Genomic DNA, 18428 nt, shown 5'->3' on the forward strand with positions numbered 1-18428 from the left:
ACTTGAAGTGTCCATCCTCGCAGTATCCGGTTCTCAAGGTGCACGCCTGCGCGGCTCATCCGGTCCGACCGGGCCGCGCGGCAAGGAGATATATTGCCAGACCGGAGGGGCGCCGTGGGCGGGAATCTGGGCGTACACATTTCCTACACAATTGTGCCATCAATTGACGTTTGCCAGTTGTTAGCTACCGCTCGCCGAGCGCATCTTTATATAAAGCAGCCCCATGGCTAGAGCCGATATGCGCCCCTGGCCAAATCGCAGCCGGCATCCAGTAACTCATCGCGCTCCTCCACCGAAAAGCCCTCGGCGTACACGCGCACCACCGGTTCGGTTCCACTGGGACGGACCAGCAGCCAGGTATCGTCCCCGAATGCCAGGCGCAAACCATCCATATGACTTACGCTCTGCGGCGCCTTGCCGCATATCGACTTGGGATTCACGCCGGGAAGCAGCGTGCGCAACGTCTCGGCATCCTCGGCCTCAAGCCGCAAATCTCGACGTCCGTAGCTCGTCTTGCCAAAGCTCGCCTCGAGCTGATCGATGAGCACGCCCAAGGGCGCACCGGTCTTGGCCATGAGCTCGCACAAAATCAGACAGGCAAGAATGCCATCACGCTCGGGCATGTGCGCTGCGATACCGATGCCGCCGGCCTCTTCGCCACCCACGAGGACACCGCCCTTCTTCATCTCGGCCGCTATATATTTAAAACCGACGGGCTTGATGACCACGCGGCAGCCAAGCGCTTCGGCAACGCGACGCACAAGCGTGGAGCAAGAAAGGTTGACGACGACGCGTCCCTCCAGATTGCGATACTGGACCAAGTCGCCCAAAACGAGCGCCATGATCTGATGCGGATGTATATATCTACCGCGCTCATCAACCGCGCCGATGCGATCGGCGTCGCCATCAGTCACCAGGCCGGCGCACGCCCCGTCCTCGACAACCACACGCTCACAAGCATCCACCCACGGCTCAACCGGGTCGGGACAAATATCTCCCCTATCGGTCGTCTCGCCGGCATGAATCTCGTGGACTTCGACGCCAAGCTCTCGAAGCAAGTCGGCAAGATATCCCTGAGCCGCTCCGCCCATGGGGTCAACCACCACACGCAAACGCGCAGCGCGAATGGCATCTGCATCGACAAACGATGCCACCGCTCGCATATAGTCGGGAATGATATCTGCCGTGCGGTATTGCCCCTCGAGCCCCAGCGGCTCGGTGGCCATCGTCTCCTCGAGCTCTTCGATGACATCCTGGTTGGCCGTCGAACCATCGCCCATCCGCAGCTTGAGACATAGATAGCCCTGCGGATGATGTGAGCCCGTCACCATGAGCGCGCCGCACGCCTCGCCGTCATACGCGGCCGCCCACGTAAGAGCGGGAGTCGGCACCGGCCGAGACACGAGCACGGCATCGAGCCCGTGGGCGGCAATCACACCCGCCGCGAGCTCGGCAAACTCGCGCGCTTGCGGTCGCGTGTCAAATCCTACATATACCGTTTTACCGGGATTCGTCTTTTGCCACAGCCCGCCGATAGCATCGGTGACACGAGCGACGTTGTCGATAGTAAAGTCTCCGTCGACGCGAGCTCGCCAACCGTCAGTTCCAAAGTGAATTATCGCGCACACGCGCAGACACCTCGCAGTGTTTGGATCATGGTACGCATGAGGTATACCCGCAATGGGCATCCGACAAGCCGCCGACACGCTCGTTCACCGTTTAGGCAAAAGCCGCCGAGGTGCGCACCGGCAACAAAAAAACCGCCGGGGGGCGGTGATTCGAAACTCCTATTTTAGGGCTCTATATATCGAGCGCATCTGCCAGAGCGGCCGTCGTAACCGCTGTGGTTCCGCAGCAGCTGCCTACCATTGCGGCGCCTGCCCGCTTCCATTCGACACATGCGCGAGCGAAGGCTTCGGGGTCCTCGCGCCACACGAGCCCATCCTGTGTCTGAACCGGATTTCCCGCGTTGGGCCGAACCGTAACGGGAGTGGTGGCCGTGGCGACCATCCTTGGCACCGCGGCAGTAGCCGCTGTCAGGGAGCAGCAATTGACCCCAACCGAGTTCGCACCGTGCTTCTCGGCATACAAGATGGCACCTTCGATGTTTAGGCCATCGCCCAGCAGGTCGCCCTTGTCATCAATAGCAAAACTCACCAGAACGGGCATGCCGTCAGCGGCATCATGGGCACCGGCGAGCACGGGCTGCAGATTGCGGGTCGACGTGACTGTCTCGACCAGGAGACCGTCGACGCCGGCGTTGAGCAAGGCGGACGCCTGCTCACGAGCGTTTGCGCGGATCTCTCGATACTCGAGAGAATCCTCGACGAACCACTCAATGGCAATAGGGCCCATAGACCCCAACAGGAGCTGAGGATTTGCCTGGCGGGCATCGTCGACCGCCCCGCGATTGACCTCCGCCATGGATGGGGCGATTTCATCTTGATCGAGCGCGTGGCCCGACGCCTGAAACGTGTTTGTGATGAGCACCTGCGCGCCAGCGGCGGCGTACAGTCGATGGATACGGGAAACCGTCTGCGGTTCGGCGAGGTTCCAAAATGCCGGCGGAATATCGGCGGCACCGCACTCGCTCAGCAATACGCTGCCCATGGGACCCTGCGCCAGCAATGTCTCACTGGCAAGTCGGCGCATAAGTTCCTCGCCGCCAAAGCGGTTGTAATAACTCGTATCCATATATCCCGCTATTCCTCGACGCTGATTCCCTGCTTTTCGAGATAGGCGAGCCAGCGGTTCATCGTGTCCTCGGAAAGCGCGTGCTCCATCATGCAGGCCTCGGTATCGGCACACTCAAAGTCGACGCCGAGTTCCTGGACCAAAAACGTGCGGATCAGGCGATGGCGATACCAGATAGCCGAGCCGACCTCGCGTCCACGGTCAGTCAGGATAACTTTGCCGTAGTGAGACTGCTCGACAAGCTCGGATGCCTTGAGAGCCGAAACCGCCTTGTTGACCGATGCCTTCGAGACGCCAAGGCGCTGTGCGATATCGACCGATCGCACGCCATTGGTCTCCCCATCTTCGCTTTCGATGCGAACCATGCACTCCAAGTAGTCTTCGTTCGCCACCGTTAGGCGTAGCTCGCGCGAGCTATTTGTCGTATCCATGAACATCCGTCCCTTCTGCATTCAATGGCTGATTCTACCCCATCCAAGCGTCGCGGTATGCCGCGGCATACCGTGCTAGAGTTCTTGTTGCACACGACGACCAAGATTGGAGCGGTCTTTATGGAAAACACCACCACGAACCCCGACGTCCTCGAGCGTTTTTTGCGCTATGTCCAGATCAACACGCAGTCCGAGGATGCCAACTGCGACCAGGTGCCGTCGAGCACCGTCCAGTTTGACCTTGCCAACGTGCTTGCCGAGGAGCTGCGCGAGCTGGGTGCGACCGATGCCCATGTAACCGAAAACGCCTATGTCTGCGCGCACATTCCCGCTAGCGCCGGTTCCGAGAATAAGCCCGCCCTGGGCCTGATCGCGCACCTCGATACCACCGAGGTCGCGCCGGGCGCCGGCGTAGCGCCGCACATCGTGCACTACGAGGGCGGCGACCTGGTTTGTGGCATCGTTGACGGCAAGCCCGTGTCCATGAGCACCGCCAAGCTTCCCGCCCTCAACGATCTGGTGGGTGAGGACCTTGTCTGCTCCGACGGAACTACGCTGCTGGGAGCCGACGACAAGGCGGGTGTCGCCGAAATCATGGCACTCGTCGCTCGCATCGCGCAGGATCCCTCCCTGCCCCACCCCGCGCTCGGCATTTGCTTCTGCCCGGACGAGGAAATCGGTCACGGTGCTGAGCTGTTGGATATCGAGGCCTTCGGCTGCAAGTACGCCTACACGGTAGACGGCGGTCCGGTTGGCGAGCTTGAGTGGGAGTGCTTCAATGCCGCCGAGGCAACCGTTCGCTTTGAGGGCCAGTCCATTCACCCCGGCGACGCCAAGGGCCGCATGGTCAACGCGAGCAACCTGTTCTGCGACTTCAATGCCCTGCTCCCCTACGAGCAGCGTCCGGAATACACCGAGGGCTACGAGGGCTTCTATCACCTTGAGGGCGTCTCGGCAACGGTCGACCATGCCACGGCGCGCTATATCGTCCGTGATCACGATGCCGCTAAGTTCCAGCAGAAGCTCGAGCTGATGGATGCCGCCGCCGCACTGCTCAACCAGCGACTGGGCGAGGAGCGCGTAACGGTCGAGATTAAGCACCAGTACCGCAACATGGCCGAGATCGTCCGCGACTACCCGGAGCTGATCGATGTCGCCAAGGATGCCTTCCTTGCCTGCGACGTCGAGCCCCAGGTGCTGCCGATTCGCGGCGGCACCGACGGCGCCCAGCTGTCGTTCCGTGGCCTGCCCTGCCCCAACCTCTCGACAGGCGGTTACTGCTACCACGGCGTCAACGAGTTTGTCCCGGTCAGCTCACTCGTCAAGATGACCGACGTCCTGCAGGAGCTTGTCGCCCGTTTCGCATAAGACTGGCCGCATAAGCCCAAAAGACGAATCGCCCCGTCCTCAACCGAGAACGGGGCGATTTTTGGTGCAAGGAGTGTAGTCGGCATCGCTGGTTGAATCAACGTCAGCGAGCGACGTCCAGAGCGAACAAGTTGGCATGAAAAAGGCAGGGCATTGACCTTCTGGTCATGCCCTGCCTTTTGAATGACAAATTGTCGCTCTGGGCGGCGCGCAGCGTCGAGCCGTTACGCGGGCTGGTAAGCCCGCGTAACTCTAATAGTTGGCTTCGTAGCCGTTGCCGTCGCCGGTGGGCTCTTCGTAGTTATCGGAGCCGTCGCCCGAATCGTCGGAATCGTCCGAGCCACCCGACGAGGTCGCCGTGCCATATGCGTAGTCCTCGGACGTATTGTTGTTGAGGTCACCGATCGTGGAGCTGGAGCCGTCGGAAAGGCCCATGGTGTTGGGGCCCTTGGGATCCTCACCGGCTTCGACACGGGCCATCATTTCCTTAAGCTCGTCTTCGTAGACAAAGACATAGCTCACACCGTCGATCATAGTGCTGCCGTCGGCATACGAGGGCAGGTTGGCCGAGTAGATGCCATCGACATCCATGCCGCGCATGGCATTGACCGTAGAGACGATATCCTGAACGCTCATATCGGTTACGAGCATGTCGGACAGCGAGTTGACCAGATCAAAGATCTTGGTGGCATCAAAGTTGTTGAGGATCTGGTTGGCGAGGGCGCCAAGTACCTGACGCTGATGGCGCATGCGCGTATAGTCGCCGTCGGCATAGGTGTAACGGCAACGGGCGTAGGTAAGGGCGGTGGCGCCATCCATGTGCTGCTGGCCGGCAGTAATCTTAATATCCAGGTGCTCGGGATCGTCGACGTCGTCGGTCGCGTTAATGTCGATACCGCCAACCGAATCAATAAGCGACTGCATGCCGTCAAAGCTGACCTCGGCATAGTGAGCAATCTGAACGCCGCACAGCTCGTTGACCGCTTGGACCATGGCCTCGGCGCCGCCATAGGTATGGCAGGCGTTAATCTTCATGGTCGAGCCTTTGTAGACAACCTTGGTATCGCGCGGAATGGAGATGAGCGTTGCCTGCTTTTGCGTAGGGTCAACGCGAGCCAGGATAATCGAGTCGGCACGGTACGTATCCTCGCCCGGACGACCATCGGTACCAAGAAGCAGCACGTAGAACGGATCTTTTGCCTCATCGGTATCGACCAGAATCTGGCGCAAGTTGTTGGTAATGACATTGGAGTCGCCAAGCTTGCCCATGATGGTGGCAAACCACAGACCTGCAGCGGTCGTGGCGCTCAGCAGTACGCCGAGCACGGCGATGAGAGCTACGCGGCGAACCGTGCGCCCGCGACGGCGCTGACGGGCGCGCTCGGAATAGCGAGCGACGTTGTCGCGGCTGTAGATCTTGGCCTGCGCACCAGTCGAGGGTCTTCGGGTGTTATCCGCCAGGGGCTTCTTGTTAAACATAGGCAACCTGCATTAGTAGATGACGGGATCGGGGACGGTGGCATGTTCGACATGCGCGCCAAGCGCCTGCAGCTTTTCGACAAACTGCTCGTAGCCACGTTTGATGTGATGGATGGCAGAGACCTCGGTAACGCCGTCGGCGATAAGACCGGCAACCACAAGCGCCGCGCCGCCACGAAGGTCGGGCGAGGTGACCTGTGCGCCTGAGAACCCCTTAACGCCGTGAATCATGGCGTGATGGCTCTCAATGCGAATATCAGCACCCATACGCACGAGCTCGGAGGCGAACATAAAGCGGTTCTCGAAGATATTCTCGGTAATCACGGAACTTCCGTCGGCAAGGGCCGAAAGCACCATGATCTGCGCCTGCATGTCGGTCGGGAAACCCGGGAACGGAAGCGTCTGGATATCGACCGGCTTGATGCGCTCGGCGCGATTGACGTGGACACCGTTCTCGATACGCTCGCACTCGATACCCATAAGTTCCATCTTTTTGAGCACCATGCCCAGGTGGATGGGGCAGAAGCCCGCAACATCGACGCCGCGTTCATCGGCCATGAGGGCGCCGGCGACGATAAAGGTGCCGGCCTCGATGCGGTCACCCACCACGCAATGGGTAACGGGGTGCAGCTCCTCCACGCCCTCGATGGTCACGACGGGCGTGCCCGCGCCGACGATCTTGGCACCCATCTCGTTGAGCATGTTGGCAAGGTCGACGATCTCGGGCTCGCGGGCAGCGTTGTCGATAACCGTGGTGCCCTGCGCGCGCACGGCAGCCATGATGAGGTTCTCGGTAGCACCCACGCTCGCGAACTCGAGCGTGACGGTGGTGCCGCGCAGGCCCTGGGGAGCACTGGCGTTGATGTAGCCATGGGCGGTGTCGAACTCGACGCCCAGAGCCTCGAGACCCAGGATATGCATATCGATCTTGCGGGCACCCAGGTTGCAGCCGCCCGGCATGGCGATCTTGGCGCGATGGAAACGACCCAGCAGGGGGCCCATCACAGCCGTGGAGGCGCGCATCTTGGCGACGAGCTCGTAGGGAGCCTCCCAAGAATCAACCTGGGAAGTATCGATTTCGAGCGTGTGCTCATCGAGAACTTCGATTGTGGCGCCCATGCCCTTGAGTACCTTGCCCATAACGTGGACATCGGAAATATCGGGCACGTTCTGAAGCGTTGTCTTGCCCGGCGCCAGAAGCGTTGCAGCCATGAGTTTGAGTGCGGAATTCTTTGCACCCGAGACGGGCACGGAGCCTCCGATGGCGTGGCCACCCTCAACGCGGATAATATCCAAGGTCTACCCTTTCAAAAAGCATGCCCGGGGTGGCTGAGCCATCCCGGGCATGATGTGTTCGCAAATGGTCGAACGCCAAAACGTTTGACTATTGGGCAAGCTTGAGCTTACACCATGCGATTTCATTATAGAGGTAGGCGCGGCGTGCATCATCCTCCGACAAATTACCCAGCTTCTCTTCAAAACCTTGAATATCAGCTTTAACCTTGTCGGCGTCGACGGTCGCCAAATCGCAAGCGCGCTCGGCGAGGACGGTCACGACATCGTCCGCAACCTGGGCATAGCCGCCGGCCACGGCAAACGTGTGGTCGACAGTGCCCATGGCCTTATCGGAAACGCGAACGTAACCGCGGTCGATCGTGCAGATTTCGCTGGAGTGAGCAGGTAAAACGCCAAACTCGCCATCCGTAGACGGAATCGACACAAACGCAGCGTCACCCTCATAGGCGAGGCTCACGGGGCACACGATGCGGATACGCATAACCTACTTCTCCTCCATCTTGCGGGCGCGCTCACGCACGTCCTCAATCGTGGAGGCATAGCGGAATGCCTGCTCGGGCAGGTCATCGGCCTTGCCGTCGACAATCTCGGCGAAGGAGCGGACGGTATCCTCGACGCGGACGTAGACACCGGGGTTGCCGGTGAACTTCTCGGCGACGTGGAAGGACTGGGAGAGGAACTGCTGGATCTTACGGGCACGGTTGACCGTAAGGCGCTGCTCCTCGGACAGCTCGTCCATACCCAGAATGGCGATGATGTCCTGAAGGTCGGAGTACTCCTGCAGGAGCTCCTGGACCTTGACGGCGACACGGTAGTGCTCCTCGCCAACGATCGAGGGATCGAGAGCGTCCGAAGAAGACGCGAGCGGGTCGATAGCCGGGAACAGACCGAGCGACGAAATGCTACGCGAAAGAACCGTGGTGGCGTCGAGGTGCGTAAACGTCGTGGCAGGCGCCGGGTCGGTCAGGTCGTCTGCAGGGACGTAAACGGCCTGGACGGAGGTAATGGAGCCCGTCTTGGTCGAGGTGATGCGCTCCTGGAGGTCACCCATCTCGGTAGCCAGCGTGGGCTGGTAACCAACGGCGGACGGCATACGACCCAGCAGTGCGGAAACCTCGGAACCGGCCTGGGAGAAGCGGAAGATGTTATCGATGAACAGCAGAACGTCCTGGCCACGATCGCGGAAGTACTCAGCGGTGGTAAGGCCGGCCAGACCGATGCGCAGACGCGCTCCAGGCGGCTCGTTCATCTGACCATAGACCAAGCAAGTCTTGTCGATAACGCCCGACTCGCTCATCTCGAGATAAAGGTCGGTACCCTCACGGGTACGCTCGCCGACGCCGGTGAACACCGAGGTGCCGCCGTGCTCCTGGGCGAGGTTGTTGATGAGCTCCTGAATCAAAACGGTCTTGCCGACGCCGGCGCCGCCGAACAGGCCTGTCTTGCCGCCACGGATGTAGGGCTCAAGCAGGTCGACGGCCTTAATGCCGGTCTCGAAGATCTCGGTCTTGGTGGTGAGCTCGTCAAAGCGGGGCGCCGCGTGGTGGATGGGGTAGAACTCCTCCACCTCGGGCATGGGCTTGCCGTCGACGGGCTTACCCATGACGTTCCAAATGCGGCCGAGCGTCTTAGGACCAACGGGCATCTTCATGGGCTCACCGGTATCGGTGGCGATGAGGCCGCGCTGCAGGCCATCGGTCGAGGACATGGCGACCGTGCGGACGACGCCGCCCGGAAGCTGGCTCTCGACCTCGAGGATCGTGCTCAGATGACCGATCGGGGTCTCGGCCTCGACCGTGAGCGCGTTGTAGATCGGGGGCACCGCGCCGTCAAACTTGACGTCGACGACAGGGCCGATGATTCGCACGATGCGACCATCACCGGCAGTCGTCTTCTTGGTGGCTTCCTCGACCGCAAGCTGTACGGTGTTATTAGCCATTACTGTTCCTCCAATGCTGAGGCTCCGCCGACGATCTCGTTAATCTCGGTCGTGATCGAAGCCTGGCGCACGCGACTATACGTGCGGGTAAGGGTCGAGATGATCGCGGTGGCGTTTTCCGTCGCGGAGTGCATGGCCTTGCGGCGTGCACCCTGCTCGGCAGCCGCCGAATCGATCAGGGCCTGGTAGATGACCGTCAGGATATAAGACGGCACAAGCTTGCCGAGAACATGCTCGGGAGAGGGCACGAACTCGAACGTGGACGAGATGCGCTTAGGGGCGTCGGTCTCGTTCTTACGCGGACCGTGGGCCATAGCGATCATCTCGGGGTCGAGCGGCAACAGATGCTCGACGCGAAGCTCCTGATCCACGCGGTTCTTGGCGTGGTGGTAGACAAGCTCGACACGGTCAAGCTCACCGGCACGATACGCATCGCAGATATGAGAGGAGATCATGCGGGCCTGATTGAAATCGGGCTCGGAGGAGTTGCCCTCAAAGTGCATGACGACGTTTGAGCGGTCACGGAAATACGTGGCCGGTTTGCGCCCGCACGCGATGATCTCGCACTCGATGCCGTCGTTCGCCCAAGAAGCGGCGAGCTTTTCGGCCGTGCGCTCCACCGTCGTATTGAAACCGCCGGCAAGGCCGCGGTCCGAGGCAATAACGACAATCAGGCCATGCTTGACGCTCTCATGCTTCTGCAGCATGGGATCGGTGCCCGAACAGGAGGCGTCGCCGGCGACCGTCAACATGACGTCGGTCAGCGCCTCCTTATAGGGCTCGGCCTGCTTGGAGCGATCGAGGGCACGACGGATCTTGGCCGTAGAGACCATCTCCATCGTGCGCGTGATCTGCTTGGTCGTGGTAACCGAGGAGATTCGCTTCTTAATGTCGCGAAGGTTGGCCATGGGGCTTAGTTCTCCTCTGATCCAGAAACATCCGAATGGTGCTTGGCCATGAACTGCTGCTTGAAGTCGCCGATGACGCGCAAGAGCTCAGCCTTGGTGTCATCATCGATCTTCTTGGCGCGAACCTTGTCGAGCAGCGAGCCAAAGCCATTGTCCATGTACTCGATGAGCTCGGCACGGAAAGGCAGCACGTCGGCGATCTCCAGGTCATCCAGGAAGCCCTCGTTGCCAGCGAACAGCGTAACGATCTGCTCGCCAACCTCAAACGGCTTGTAACGCGGCTGCTTCAGGAGCTCTGTCATGCGGGCACCATGGGTCAGCTGCTTCTGAGTAGCCTCGTCGAGGTCGGAGCCGAACTGCGTAAAGCCGGCGAGCTCCTGGTACGAAGCGAGGTCCAGACGGAGGTTGCCGGCGACCTGCTTCATAGCCTTGGTCTGCGCGTCGCCACCGACGCGGGACACGGAAATGCCCACGTCGACTGCCGGGCGCTGGCCCTGGAAGAAGAGCTCGGACTGCAGGTAGATCTGACCATCGGTAATGGAAATGACGTTGGTCGGAATGTAGGCCGAGACGTCGCCGTCCTGGGTCTCGATGATCGGAAGAGCCGTCATGGAGCCATAACCGTTCTTCTTGGACATCTTGACGGCACGCTCGAGCAGACGAGAGTGCAGGTAGAAGATGTCGCCAGGATAGGCCTCGCGTCCGGGCGGACGATGCAGCGTCAGCGACATCTGACGGTAGGCCACAGCCTGCTTGGACAGGTCGTCGTAGATGACGAGCACGTGGCCGCCGGGGTTGGTCTCGCTGGCGGGCTTGCCGTCCTCGCCGTTGTACATGAAGAACTCGCCGATAGCGGCACCGGCCATAGGCGCGATGTACTGCATAGGGGCGGAATCGGCAGCGGTGGCCGAAACGATGATGGTGTAATCGAGCGCACCGTGCTGAACGAGGGTCTCGCGGATGTTGGCAACCGTGGAGGCCTTCTGGCCGATGGCGACATAGATGCAGACCATGCCCTTGCCGCGCTGGTTGAGGATAGCGTCGATGGCGATAGCGGTCTTACCGGTCTTACGGTCGCCGATGATGAGCTCACGCTGGCCACGGCCGATAGGCACCATGGAGTCGATGGCCAACAGGCCGGTCTGAACCGGCTCGCACACCGGGGTACGATCGATGACGCCGGGGGCCTTGAACTCGATGGGGCGACGGTGCGTGGCGACGATGTCACCCAGGCCGTCGATAGGCTGGCCGAGCGGATTGACGACGCGGCCGAGCATGGCGCGGCTCACGGGGATATCCATAATGCGGCCAGTGGTGCGGCACTCGTCGCCTTCCTTGATGGAGTCGACGGCACCAAACAGAACGGCGCCGACCTCGTCACGGTCAAGGTTCTGGGCAAGGCCGAAGACGGTCTCACCGGTATCGGAGCTCTTGAACTCCAGAAGCTCGCCTGCCATGGCGCTCTTGAGGCCGGAGACGCGCGCGATGCCGTCGCCTACCTCGTCGACCGTTGAAACCTCATGCGTATCGACCGTCGCGGAGAGGCTCGTGAGCTGCTCCTGCAGTTTCTTGGCGATATCCTGGGCATTGAGGGTTTCGGACATTAGGCTTCACCTCCGTACGAATTAGCAGAGTTTGCGAGGGTCTCCTGCGCGATGCGCAGCTGCGTCTTGACGGAGATGTCACGACGCTCGCCGCGGGCCTCGAGCACCAGGCCGCCCACGATAGACGGGTCGACCTGCTCGATAAGGAATACCTTGCGGCCGAAGTCCTGCTCGCATTTCTTAGTGATGGTTTGACGCAGCTCGTCGTCGAGCGGGATCGCCGTGGTGACGGTCACGCCCACTACATCCTCGTCTTCCTCGGCAACATACTTAAAGGCAGCTGCCACCTTGGGAAGAAGGTCGAGCTGGTCGCGCTTGGACATGGTGTCGAGCACGGCGACGATCTCAGGGCTGGCGCTAGCCAGGCGCTCGATCATCTCGAGGTCCTCGAACACATGGTTCTCGGCCTTGGCGGCTTCCAAAAGGGAGCGCGCGTAGGTCTCGAGTACCTTGTCCTGATAGCGGCTAGTCGGCATTCAGGCTACCTGCTTCCTGGATGTAGCGCTCGATGAGCTTCTTCTGCTCGGACTCGTCCTCGAGTGCCTCGCCCACGATTTTGGTGGCGACGGCAACGGACAGGTCGGCGATGGAGCTCGCGGCACCGGCGTAGATGGACTTGCGCTCGTCCTCGACGGTCGTGTGGGCCTTGGCGATGATCTCCTCGGCCTCCTTGTGAGCAGCCTCGATGATACGGGCGCGCTCGGACTCGGCGTCCTTACGGGCCTCGAGAACGATGTCGGCAGCCTGACGACGGGCGTCGGTGACGATCGAGTCGGACTCAGCGCGCTTGGCGATGGCCTCCTGCTTGGTCTTCTCGGCCTCGTCGAGGCTCTCCTCGATCTTCTTGCCGCGCTCCTCCATGGTTTTCATGATGCCCGGCAGGGCGACCTTGGCCAGCACGATCCAGATAATCAGGAAGGCGATAAGCGCCGGGATGAACTCCGCCATCTTAGGGATGAGGATGTCCGCACCGGCGGCGCCGTCCTCGGCGAACGCGGAAACCGGCATGAGCAGCGCGGCCGCGGACGCGGAGAGTGCGATCGCGCTCTTCTGGGATGAAAGATTCATACTTGACGCTCCGTGCTATTTAACGATCAGCGCGACAACGAAGCCGATCAGAGCCAGAGCCTCGCCGAAAGCGGAGCCCATGATGAAGACGGTGAACACGCGGCCCTGGACCTCAGGCTGACGGGCCATAGCACCCGTAGCACCCAGAGCAGACAGGCCGATAGCAAGACCAGCGCCGATAACACCGAGACCGTAACCGATAACTCCCACGATTCCTCCTTTGTCGTGCGTGTCTTATTTCACGCAGGATAACCTTTTTATAACTGCCGGGCTCCATGGGTACGGGCACCGGCGGTTTAACGAATTGCCTTACCTTTAAGGCACGAACGGAAGATTACTCCTCCTCCGCGACCTCCTCTGCCTCAGAGACATACACGGCGGTAAGGACCGTGAAGACGTAAGCCTGGATGGCGCCGACCACAAGCTCGATCGCATAAATCAGGATGAGGATGGCAAGCCAGGCCAGCGAAGGCAGGGCGCCGACGGCGTGGGCCGCGGAAACCTGCTGAAGCAGCGGCTGCATGAACATGCTCGCCATGATGGCGAACGAGCCCATGACCACGTGTCCTGCGAACATGTTGCAGAACAGACGGACGGCGAGCGTGATGAGGCGCAGGAAGGTCGAGAAAAGCTCGACGACCCACACGAGCACGTTCATCGGGAAGCTCACGCCCTGCGGGGCGAGGCTCTTGATGTAGCCGATCACGCCGTGAGCCTTGCATCCGTAGTAGATGAAGTACACGAAGGCGAAAATGGCGAGTGCGGCGGTGGAGCCGATTGCGCCGGTGCCGGGCTTCATTCCCGGGATCAGGCCGATCATGTTATTGATCAGGATGAACAGGAAAAGCGAGCACAGGAACGGGAAGTGCTTCTTCCAGTTCTCACCCACGACACCCTTGCCGATATCGTTCTCGACGTACTCGATGATGTACTCGAAACCGTTGACGAAGAAGCCCTTGGGAACCAGGGTCTGCTTCTTCTTGAACACGGCCAGGACGATCAGGAGCACGATCGTGGAGACGATCAGCCAAAACGAGTACTGCGTGATGCCGCAGCTCAGATCGCCCACGACAGGGGTGGAGCTGAACTCGCTGACCAGATGATTTATCTCATCAGGCAGCTTTTCAAAAATTTCCACGACTTACCTTTCGACCTCATGAGGATCTCGCAGCGCCTTGGCGACGCGAACCGCGCAGGCGGCCATAAAGGCCACGAAGCCGATCGCCTCGCCCAGGAGGAACATGCGAAATGCCTCTCCGAACAACACAAACACAACCAAGGTAAAGACAAGCAACGCGATTGCCGAGACCGCGAGACTCACCATACCCTTGAGCATGTCCGCATTCTGCTTATCGTCAAGAACCGGCTTGAGCGTAAAGACAAAGGGAAGGAAGGCAATCGCGCCCGCGATGGCGCCTGCAACGATAGCGAGCAGATCGGCTATCTGAAACACTGGCGTCCTCACTTTCCTTTTTTATCGCCTCACAGGACAGTTCCCGCCAAACATTGGTGACTATTGTACGAGCCAATCGCTAAAGTACAACCGAAAAAGCATCGGTTAATACGCACCTGTTCGTTTTCTTAAGACCTTCTTTATGCCGCAGGTACGGTAATACGTTTTTCTCGAACCCTGCAGGGCAAAACGTCCGTTAACAGGAGTGCGCGCGGTCGTCTTTTGTTCGACCGCGCGCACCATTTCTTCGTATTTTCGACGTTAGCCGGTATGCCCCAGAGATTACAGCGTGCCGTAGATGCGGTCGCCGGCGTCGCCCAGGCCGGGAACGATGTAGGCAGCTTCGTTGAGATGGTCGTCGATGGCGCAGGTATAAATATGTACGTCGGGGTCCTTTTCGGTCAGTGACTTGAGGCCCTCGGGGGCCGCGACGATGCACAGCATGCGGATGTCCTTGACACCGCGCTCGCGCAGGTAGCTGATGGCCATCTCGGCCGAACCGCCCGTGGCGAGCATGGGGTCGACGACCAGGCAGATGCGCTGGTCGATATCCTTGGGCATCTTGCAGTAATACTCATGCGGCTCGTGGGTAACCTCGTCGCGCTCCATGCCGATGTGGCCCACGCGAGCGGAGGGCACCAGGTCGAGGATGCCGTCGACCATGCCAAGGCCCGCACGCAGGATGGGCACGATGGCGAGCTTTTTGCCGGCAAGCTGCTTAAACGTTGCGGTGGTGATGGGGGTCTCGACTTCGACGTCTTCCATGGGCAGGTCGCGCATGGCCTCGTAGCCGTCAAAAAGTGCGAGCTCGCGCACGAGCTGGCGGAACTGGTTGGTGCCGGTGTTTTTGTCGCGCAGGATCGACAGCTTGTGCTGGACGAGCGGGTGATCGACAAGCGTCACACGGGACGTATCGTAGGTGACGGTCATGGGTTGATTGCCCCTTTCGTTGCGGCCGGAAGATGGCCTTGCTGACAAGGCACGCAGCAACGTTGCCGCCGCACGCCATGCATTAGTTTAGCGGTTTGTTGTATCGAGCAGCCCATCGCAGCCCTACTGTGCGGTACTGAGCGAGCGCCTGACTGCATCACACCAGCCCGCAAGGTTTTGTTCGCGGCGCTCGGCGGACATGTGGGGAAGGAAGGTCCTAACGATCTGGGCATTTTGCTCCAGCTCTTCCAGGTCTTCCCAATAGCCGACGGCAAGACCCGCCAAGTACGCGGCACCGATTGCCGTGGTCTCCACCGTCTCGCATTGCAGCACGGGGATATCCAGCAGGTCGGCCTGGAATTGCATGATGAACTCGTTGCGCGAGGCACCGCCATCGACAGACAGGCGCTCGATCGAAAGCCCCACGTCCTGCTCCATGGCGCGCAGCACGTCGTAGCTCTGATATGCCATGGATTCGCAGGCGGCACGTACGATAGTCGCACGGCTCGAGGCGCCGGTCAGACCGCACACGATACCGCGGGCATGCGGGTCCCACCAGGGAGCGCCCAGACCCGCAAAGGCGGGAACGAAGTAGCAGCCCTCGTTGTCGCTAATCGAAGCGGCGAGCTGTGCCGACTCGCTCACGCTCGAGATGATGCCCATGTTGTTGCGAAGCCAGTTCATGGTGGAACCGGCGGCAAAAATAGAGCCCTCGAGCGCATAGCTGACCTTGCCGTCCGCAGCGATACCGATGGTGGAGACCAGGCCATTCTTGGATTCGACGATCTCGTCGCCGGTGTTCATGAGCATAAAGCAGCCCGTGCCATAGGTGTTTTTGGTCTGGCCGGGATGGAAACAGCAGTGTCCGAACAGCGACGCCTGTTGGTCGCCCGCCACACCCATGATGGGCGGCATGTTGGTCATGATGTCGCTCGCGACGCGACCGTAGTCACCGGAGCTCCAACGGACCTCGGGCATCATGGCACGCGGGATGTCGAAGAGAGACAGCAGGTCATCGTCCCAGTCCAACGTATGAATATTGAAGAGTGCCGTGCGACTGGCGTTGGTGTAGTCGGTGGCGAAGGTTTGGCCGCCGGTGAGGTTATAGATGAGCCAGGTATCGATGGTGCCAAACATGAGGTCGCCCGCCGCCGCGCTCTCGCGCGCGCCGTCGACGTTGTCGAGAATCCACTGCACCTTGGAGGCTGAGAAATACGGGTCGAGCGTGAGTCCCGTGCGGGAGCGCACCAGCTCCTCGCAACCCTGTTCAACCAACGCGTCGATTGCCGGCGCGGTACGACGGCACTGCCATACGATGGCGTTGTAGATGGGCTGGCCGCTTATGCGGTCCCAGACCACCGTGGTCTCGCGCTGGTTGGAGATACCGATGGCGGCAATGCGGTCAGAATGGATGCCGCTCTTAAACTGGACCTCCATCATCACGCCGATCTGGCTGGCAAGCACCTCCGTGGGATCCTGCTCCACCCAGCCGGGGCGCGGGAAGCTGGTTTTGACGCTACGACGCGCCTGGGCGACGATGCAGCCGTACTCGTCGACGATGGTCGCGAGTACCGAGGTGGTGCCGCAGTCGAGCGCCATGATGTAGGAACCGCCAAAGCTAAACGAGGCGTCTTCCATGCCCAGGCTACCTAGATTCAACGACATCGCTTACACCTTTCTATTGCATCGGGTCGGACAGGACCCGTTCGATCTCTGATGCGGGAAGCGCGCCTTGGCGCAGGATCTGGAGCTCGCCGTGCTGAAACGACACGATGGTTGAGGCGTCGCGACACGGGGTCTCACCGGCGTCGACGGCCACATCGACCCCCTCCAGGATGCGCTCCTCCACCGTGACAAAACTTGCCGGCGCGGGCGCGCCATGCGTGTTGGCGCTGGTGCAGGCAAGAGGGCTGCCGCAGGCGCGGATGAGCGCTTGCACCACGGGCGAGGCCGAAGCGCGAAGTGCCACCGTGTCGTCGGCGGCGCGCATAAAGGTCGGCACGCAGGGGGCCGCCTTGACCACGATAGTCAGGGCGCCCGGCCAGCATCGTCGCGCGAGTACGCGGGCATCTTCCGGGATATCCACGCCATAGCGGCCGAGTGCTTCGACGCCATCGACCAGCCAAGCGACGGTTTGCGTGAGTTCACGTTGCTTGAGAGTGAAGATACGGCGATAGCCGGTGCCGAGCGCAGGGACTGCGGCGCCGTTGACGGCAGCCTGCGGATCGCGCGGCCACGATGGGAATTCACTTGTATCTTGAGGCACGGCGTCCGAGAAGGCGTTGACTGCCACGGCGACACCATAGACGGTCTCGGTCGGGATCAGGGCCAAGCCGCCACAGCGGAGTACCTCGGCCGTACGCTCAACGGCGAGCCGATGCGGCTCGCGCGCTCCCTCGAATACCCGATAGACCGTCTGCATGTGTATGCCAGCCCCTTACGCTCTGGTGCAAGTTTGTTTACTGTGGGGCATTCTCGCACGAAACGTTCAACCTATTTGCCCAGAGCGCATGTTGGTTTGGTGAGCGGCTCGAGTAGTCGGTGAAAGTGAGGGAGTTAATTGAAGATTTTTAGCGCGCAAGCGTAACGGTACGATCGGGAAACTCGATGCTTGCAACCAGTTTTCCGCCGAGGCTCTCTGCGTACCTGCTCAGCGTGTCAAGCCTCATCGAACCCAATTCCCCACGCTCGAGCTCGGATACGCGTTTTTGAGAAACGCCCATCGATTGGGCGACCGACGCCTGTGTTAGATCTTTTAGCCTGCGAATCTGAGCAAGCTTATAGGCTTCGATACGATCGCGAGTCCTCTCCTGCTCGGCGGTAATGGAGTCGCGTGTTATCCCGCGAGATTCCATATACTCATGCAGTTCCATCTCGATCGAGCCTCCTTACGTGGCGACGGTATATTTGCTCGGCCTTTGGAATGTTGATCGCATACCAGCCGTTCCATTTTGCCCTTGACGATCCCGCTCGCGACTTATCACCCGCCAATAGCAATACCGCCTGGCGTTTGGGGTCAAAGGCGAAGAGGATGCGGATCACCTGCCCACCACATGAAGTCACTCTCAGCTCCTTTAAATGATGAAGCTTCGAGCCCTTGACACGGTCAACCAGTGGACGACCAAGGATGGGACCTTCCTTCTCTAGCACCAAAAGGTCTGCATAAATCTGCTTCAGCGTAGCTTCATCCTGCTCATCAAGCCAAGGTTCAATGTAATCAAGCACGATACGGTACCGATGCAGCTGATTTGACATACC

At 60.4% G+C, this 18428-nt stretch carries 20 protein-coding genes; 1 reads left to right on the forward strand and 19 read right to left on the reverse strand.

Annotation, left to right across the window (positions count from 1 at the left end; genetic code table 11):
- Positions 1-227: 227 nt before the first annotated feature.
- From V2391_RS08890 to V2391_RS08900, 3 genes are all read right to left on the reverse strand, one after another.
- A complete protein-coding gene (locus tag V2391_RS08890) occupies positions 228-1628 on the reverse strand; it encodes a phosphoglucomutase/phosphomannomutase family protein (protein WP_329739043.1) in 1401 nt (466 codons plus the stop codon).
- 172 nt (positions 1629-1800) lie between these two features.
- On the reverse strand, positions 1801-2694 hold the full coding sequence (locus V2391_RS08895) for a homocysteine S-methyltransferase family protein (RefSeq protein WP_329739044.1): 894 nt from the start codon (positions 2692-2694) through the stop codon (positions 1801-1803).
- 8 nt (positions 2695-2702) lie between these two features.
- Positions 2703-3125 (reverse strand): metal-dependent transcriptional regulator, encoded by a 423-nt coding sequence (locus tag V2391_RS08900; protein WP_329739045.1) that lies wholly within the window; start codon positions 3123-3125, stop codon positions 2703-2705.
- A gap of 120 nt (positions 3126-3245) precedes the next feature.
- Here V2391_RS08900 and pepT point away from each other — a divergent pair, with 120 nt between their 5' ends.
- Positions 3246-4493 (forward strand): peptidase T, encoded by a 1248-nt coding sequence (pepT, locus tag V2391_RS08905; RefSeq protein ID WP_329739046.1) that lies wholly within the window; start codon positions 3246-3248, stop codon positions 4491-4493.
- A gap of 252 nt (positions 4494-4745) precedes the next feature.
- Here pepT and V2391_RS08910 read toward each other — a convergent pair whose 3' ends face one another.
- The 16 genes from V2391_RS08910 to V2391_RS08985 all read right to left on the reverse strand — a co-directional run bounded on the left by V2391_RS08910 (position 4746) and on the right by V2391_RS08985 (position 18425).
- Positions 4746-5972, reverse strand: a complete 1227-nt coding sequence (locus tag V2391_RS08910; protein ID WP_329739047.1) for an LCP family protein — start codon at positions 5970-5972, stop codon at positions 4746-4748.
- 12 nt (positions 5973-5984) lie between these two features.
- Positions 5985-7268: a UDP-N-acetylglucosamine 1-carboxyvinyltransferase gene (gene murA / locus V2391_RS08915; RefSeq protein ID WP_329739048.1), complete on the reverse strand. Its 1284-nt coding sequence runs from the start codon at positions 7266-7268 to the stop codon at positions 5985-5987.
- A gap of 88 nt (positions 7269-7356) precedes the next feature.
- A complete protein-coding gene (atpC, locus tag V2391_RS08920; RefSeq protein ID WP_117746939.1) occupies positions 7357-7749 on the reverse strand; it encodes an ATP synthase F1 subunit epsilon in 393 nt (130 codons plus the stop codon).
- Positions 7750-7752: 3 nt separating this feature from the next.
- Positions 7753-9207, reverse strand: a complete 1455-nt coding sequence (atpD, locus tag V2391_RS08925) for a F0F1 ATP synthase subunit beta (RefSeq protein ID WP_117746940.1) — start codon at positions 9205-9207, stop codon at positions 7753-7755.
- A complete protein-coding gene (gene atpG, locus V2391_RS08930) occupies positions 9207-10115 on the reverse strand; it encodes an ATP synthase F1 subunit gamma (protein WP_329739049.1) in 909 nt (302 codons plus the stop codon). The genes atpD and atpG overlap by 1 nt, the downstream gene beginning before the upstream one ends.
- A 5-nt stretch (positions 10116-10120) precedes the next feature.
- Complete coding sequence (gene atpA / locus V2391_RS08935; protein ID WP_117746941.1) at positions 10121-11719, reverse strand: F0F1 ATP synthase subunit alpha; 1599 nt, start codon at positions 11717-11719, stop codon at positions 10121-10123.
- Positions 11719-12195: a F0F1 ATP synthase subunit delta gene (locus V2391_RS08940; protein ID WP_117746942.1), complete on the reverse strand. Its 477-nt coding sequence runs from the start codon at positions 12193-12195 to the stop codon at positions 11719-11721. Before V2391_RS08940 ends, atpA begins: the two co-directional genes overlap by 1 nt.
- Positions 12185-12787: a F0F1 ATP synthase subunit B gene (gene atpF / locus V2391_RS08945; protein ID WP_055286332.1), complete on the reverse strand. Its 603-nt coding sequence runs from the start codon at positions 12785-12787 to the stop codon at positions 12185-12187. The genes V2391_RS08940 and atpF overlap by 11 nt, the downstream gene beginning before the upstream one ends.
- Positions 12788-12802: 15 nt before the next feature.
- A complete protein-coding gene (locus tag V2391_RS08950) occupies positions 12803-12997 on the reverse strand; it encodes an ATP synthase subunit C (protein WP_022094262.1) in 195 nt (64 codons plus the stop codon).
- A 124-nt stretch (positions 12998-13121) separates the two neighbouring features.
- The gene (gene atpB / locus V2391_RS08955; protein ID WP_022094263.1) at positions 13122-13925 is read right to left on the reverse strand and encodes a F0F1 ATP synthase subunit A; all 804 of its coding nucleotides are present in this window, start codon (positions 13923-13925) and stop codon (positions 13122-13124) included.
- Positions 13926-13928: 3 nt separating this feature from the next.
- Positions 13929-14240, reverse strand: a complete 312-nt coding sequence (locus V2391_RS08960) for a hypothetical protein (protein ID WP_035138788.1) — start codon at positions 14238-14240, stop codon at positions 13929-13931.
- 282 nt (positions 14241-14522) lie between these two features.
- A complete protein-coding gene (gene upp / locus V2391_RS08965) occupies positions 14523-15170 on the reverse strand; it encodes a uracil phosphoribosyltransferase (RefSeq protein WP_117746943.1) in 648 nt (215 codons plus the stop codon).
- Positions 15171-15293: 123 nt separating this feature from the next.
- Positions 15294-16835 carry a glycerol kinase GlpK gene (gene glpK / locus V2391_RS08970; protein WP_117746944.1) on the reverse strand — a complete coding sequence of 514 codons (1542 nt, stop codon included), beginning with the start codon at positions 16833-16835 and terminating at the stop codon, positions 15294-15296.
- Positions 16836-16848: 13 nt separating this feature from the next.
- The gene (locus V2391_RS08975) at positions 16849-17592 is read right to left on the reverse strand and encodes an L-threonylcarbamoyladenylate synthase (protein ID WP_329739050.1); all 744 of its coding nucleotides are present in this window, start codon (positions 17590-17592) and stop codon (positions 16849-16851) included.
- A 148-nt stretch (positions 17593-17740) separates the two neighbouring features.
- Complete coding sequence (locus V2391_RS08980) at positions 17741-18043, reverse strand: helix-turn-helix domain-containing protein (protein WP_006235701.1); 303 nt, start codon at positions 18041-18043, stop codon at positions 17741-17743.
- Entirely contained in the window at positions 18030-18425 is a 396-nt protein-coding gene (locus V2391_RS08985) for a type II toxin-antitoxin system RelE/ParE family toxin (protein WP_117746945.1), read from the reverse strand. Before V2391_RS08985 ends, V2391_RS08980 begins: the two co-directional genes overlap by 14 nt.
- Between the last annotated feature and the right edge of the window lie 3 nt (positions 18426-18428).

This window comes from Collinsella sp. CM84Y_54 (assembly GCF_036317945.1).
In the GTDB taxonomy this organism is placed as follows: Bacteria; Actinomycetota; Coriobacteriia; order Coriobacteriales; family Coriobacteriaceae; genus Collinsella.

Excerpts from the sequence above, each read along its gene's own strand:
- V2391_RS08895 (WP_329739044.1), bottom strand. The coding sequence starts at position 2,694 with ATGGATACGAGTTATTACAACCGCTTTGGCGGCGAGGAACTTATGCGC.
- V2391_RS08900 (WP_329739045.1), bottom strand. The coding sequence starts at position 3,125 with ATGGATACGACAAATAGCTCGCGCGAGCTACGCCTAACGGTGGCGAAC.
- pepT (WP_329739046.1), top strand. The coding sequence starts at position 3,246 with ATGGAAAACACCACCACGAACCCCGACGTCCTCGAGCGTTTTTTGCGC.
- V2391_RS08910 (WP_329739047.1), bottom strand. The coding sequence starts at position 5,972 with ATGTTTAACAAGAAGCCCCTGGCGGATAACACCCGAAGACCCTCGACT.
- atpC (WP_117746939.1), bottom strand. The coding sequence starts at position 7,749 with ATGCGTATCCGCATCGTGTGCCCCGTGAGCCTCGCCTATGAGGGTGAC.
- atpD (WP_117746940.1), bottom strand. The coding sequence starts at position 9,207 with ATGGCTAATAACACCGTACAGCTTGCGGTCGAGGAAGCCACCAAGAAG.
- atpG (WP_329739049.1), bottom strand. The coding sequence starts at position 10,115 with ATGGCCAACCTTCGCGACATTAAGAAGCGAATCTCCTCGGTTACCACG.
- atpA (WP_117746941.1), bottom strand. The coding sequence starts at position 11,719 with ATGTCCGAAACCCTCAATGCCCAGGATATCGCCAAGAAACTGCAGGAG.
- V2391_RS08940 (WP_117746942.1), bottom strand. The coding sequence starts at position 12,195 with ATGCCGACTAGCCGCTATCAGGACAAGGTACTCGAGACCTACGCGCGC.
- atpF (WP_055286332.1), bottom strand. The coding sequence starts at position 12,787 with ATGAATCTTTCATCCCAGAAGAGCGCGATCGCACTCTCCGCGTCCGCG.
- upp (WP_117746943.1), bottom strand. The coding sequence starts at position 15,170 with ATGACCGTCACCTACGATACGTCCCGTGTGACGCTTGTCGATCACCCG.
- glpK (WP_117746944.1), bottom strand. The coding sequence starts at position 16,835 with ATGTCGTTGAATCTAGGTAGCCTGGGCATGGAAGACGCCTCGTTTAGC.
- V2391_RS08975 (WP_329739050.1), bottom strand. The coding sequence starts at position 17,592 with ATGCAGACGGTCTATCGGGTATTCGAGGGAGCGCGCGAGCCGCATCGG.
- V2391_RS08980 (WP_006235701.1), bottom strand. The coding sequence starts at position 18,043 with ATGGAACTGCATGAGTATATGGAATCTCGCGGGATAACACGCGACTCC.
- V2391_RS08985 (WP_117746945.1), bottom strand. The coding sequence starts at position 18,425 with ATGTCAAATCAGCTGCATCGGTACCGTATCGTGCTTGATTACATTGAA.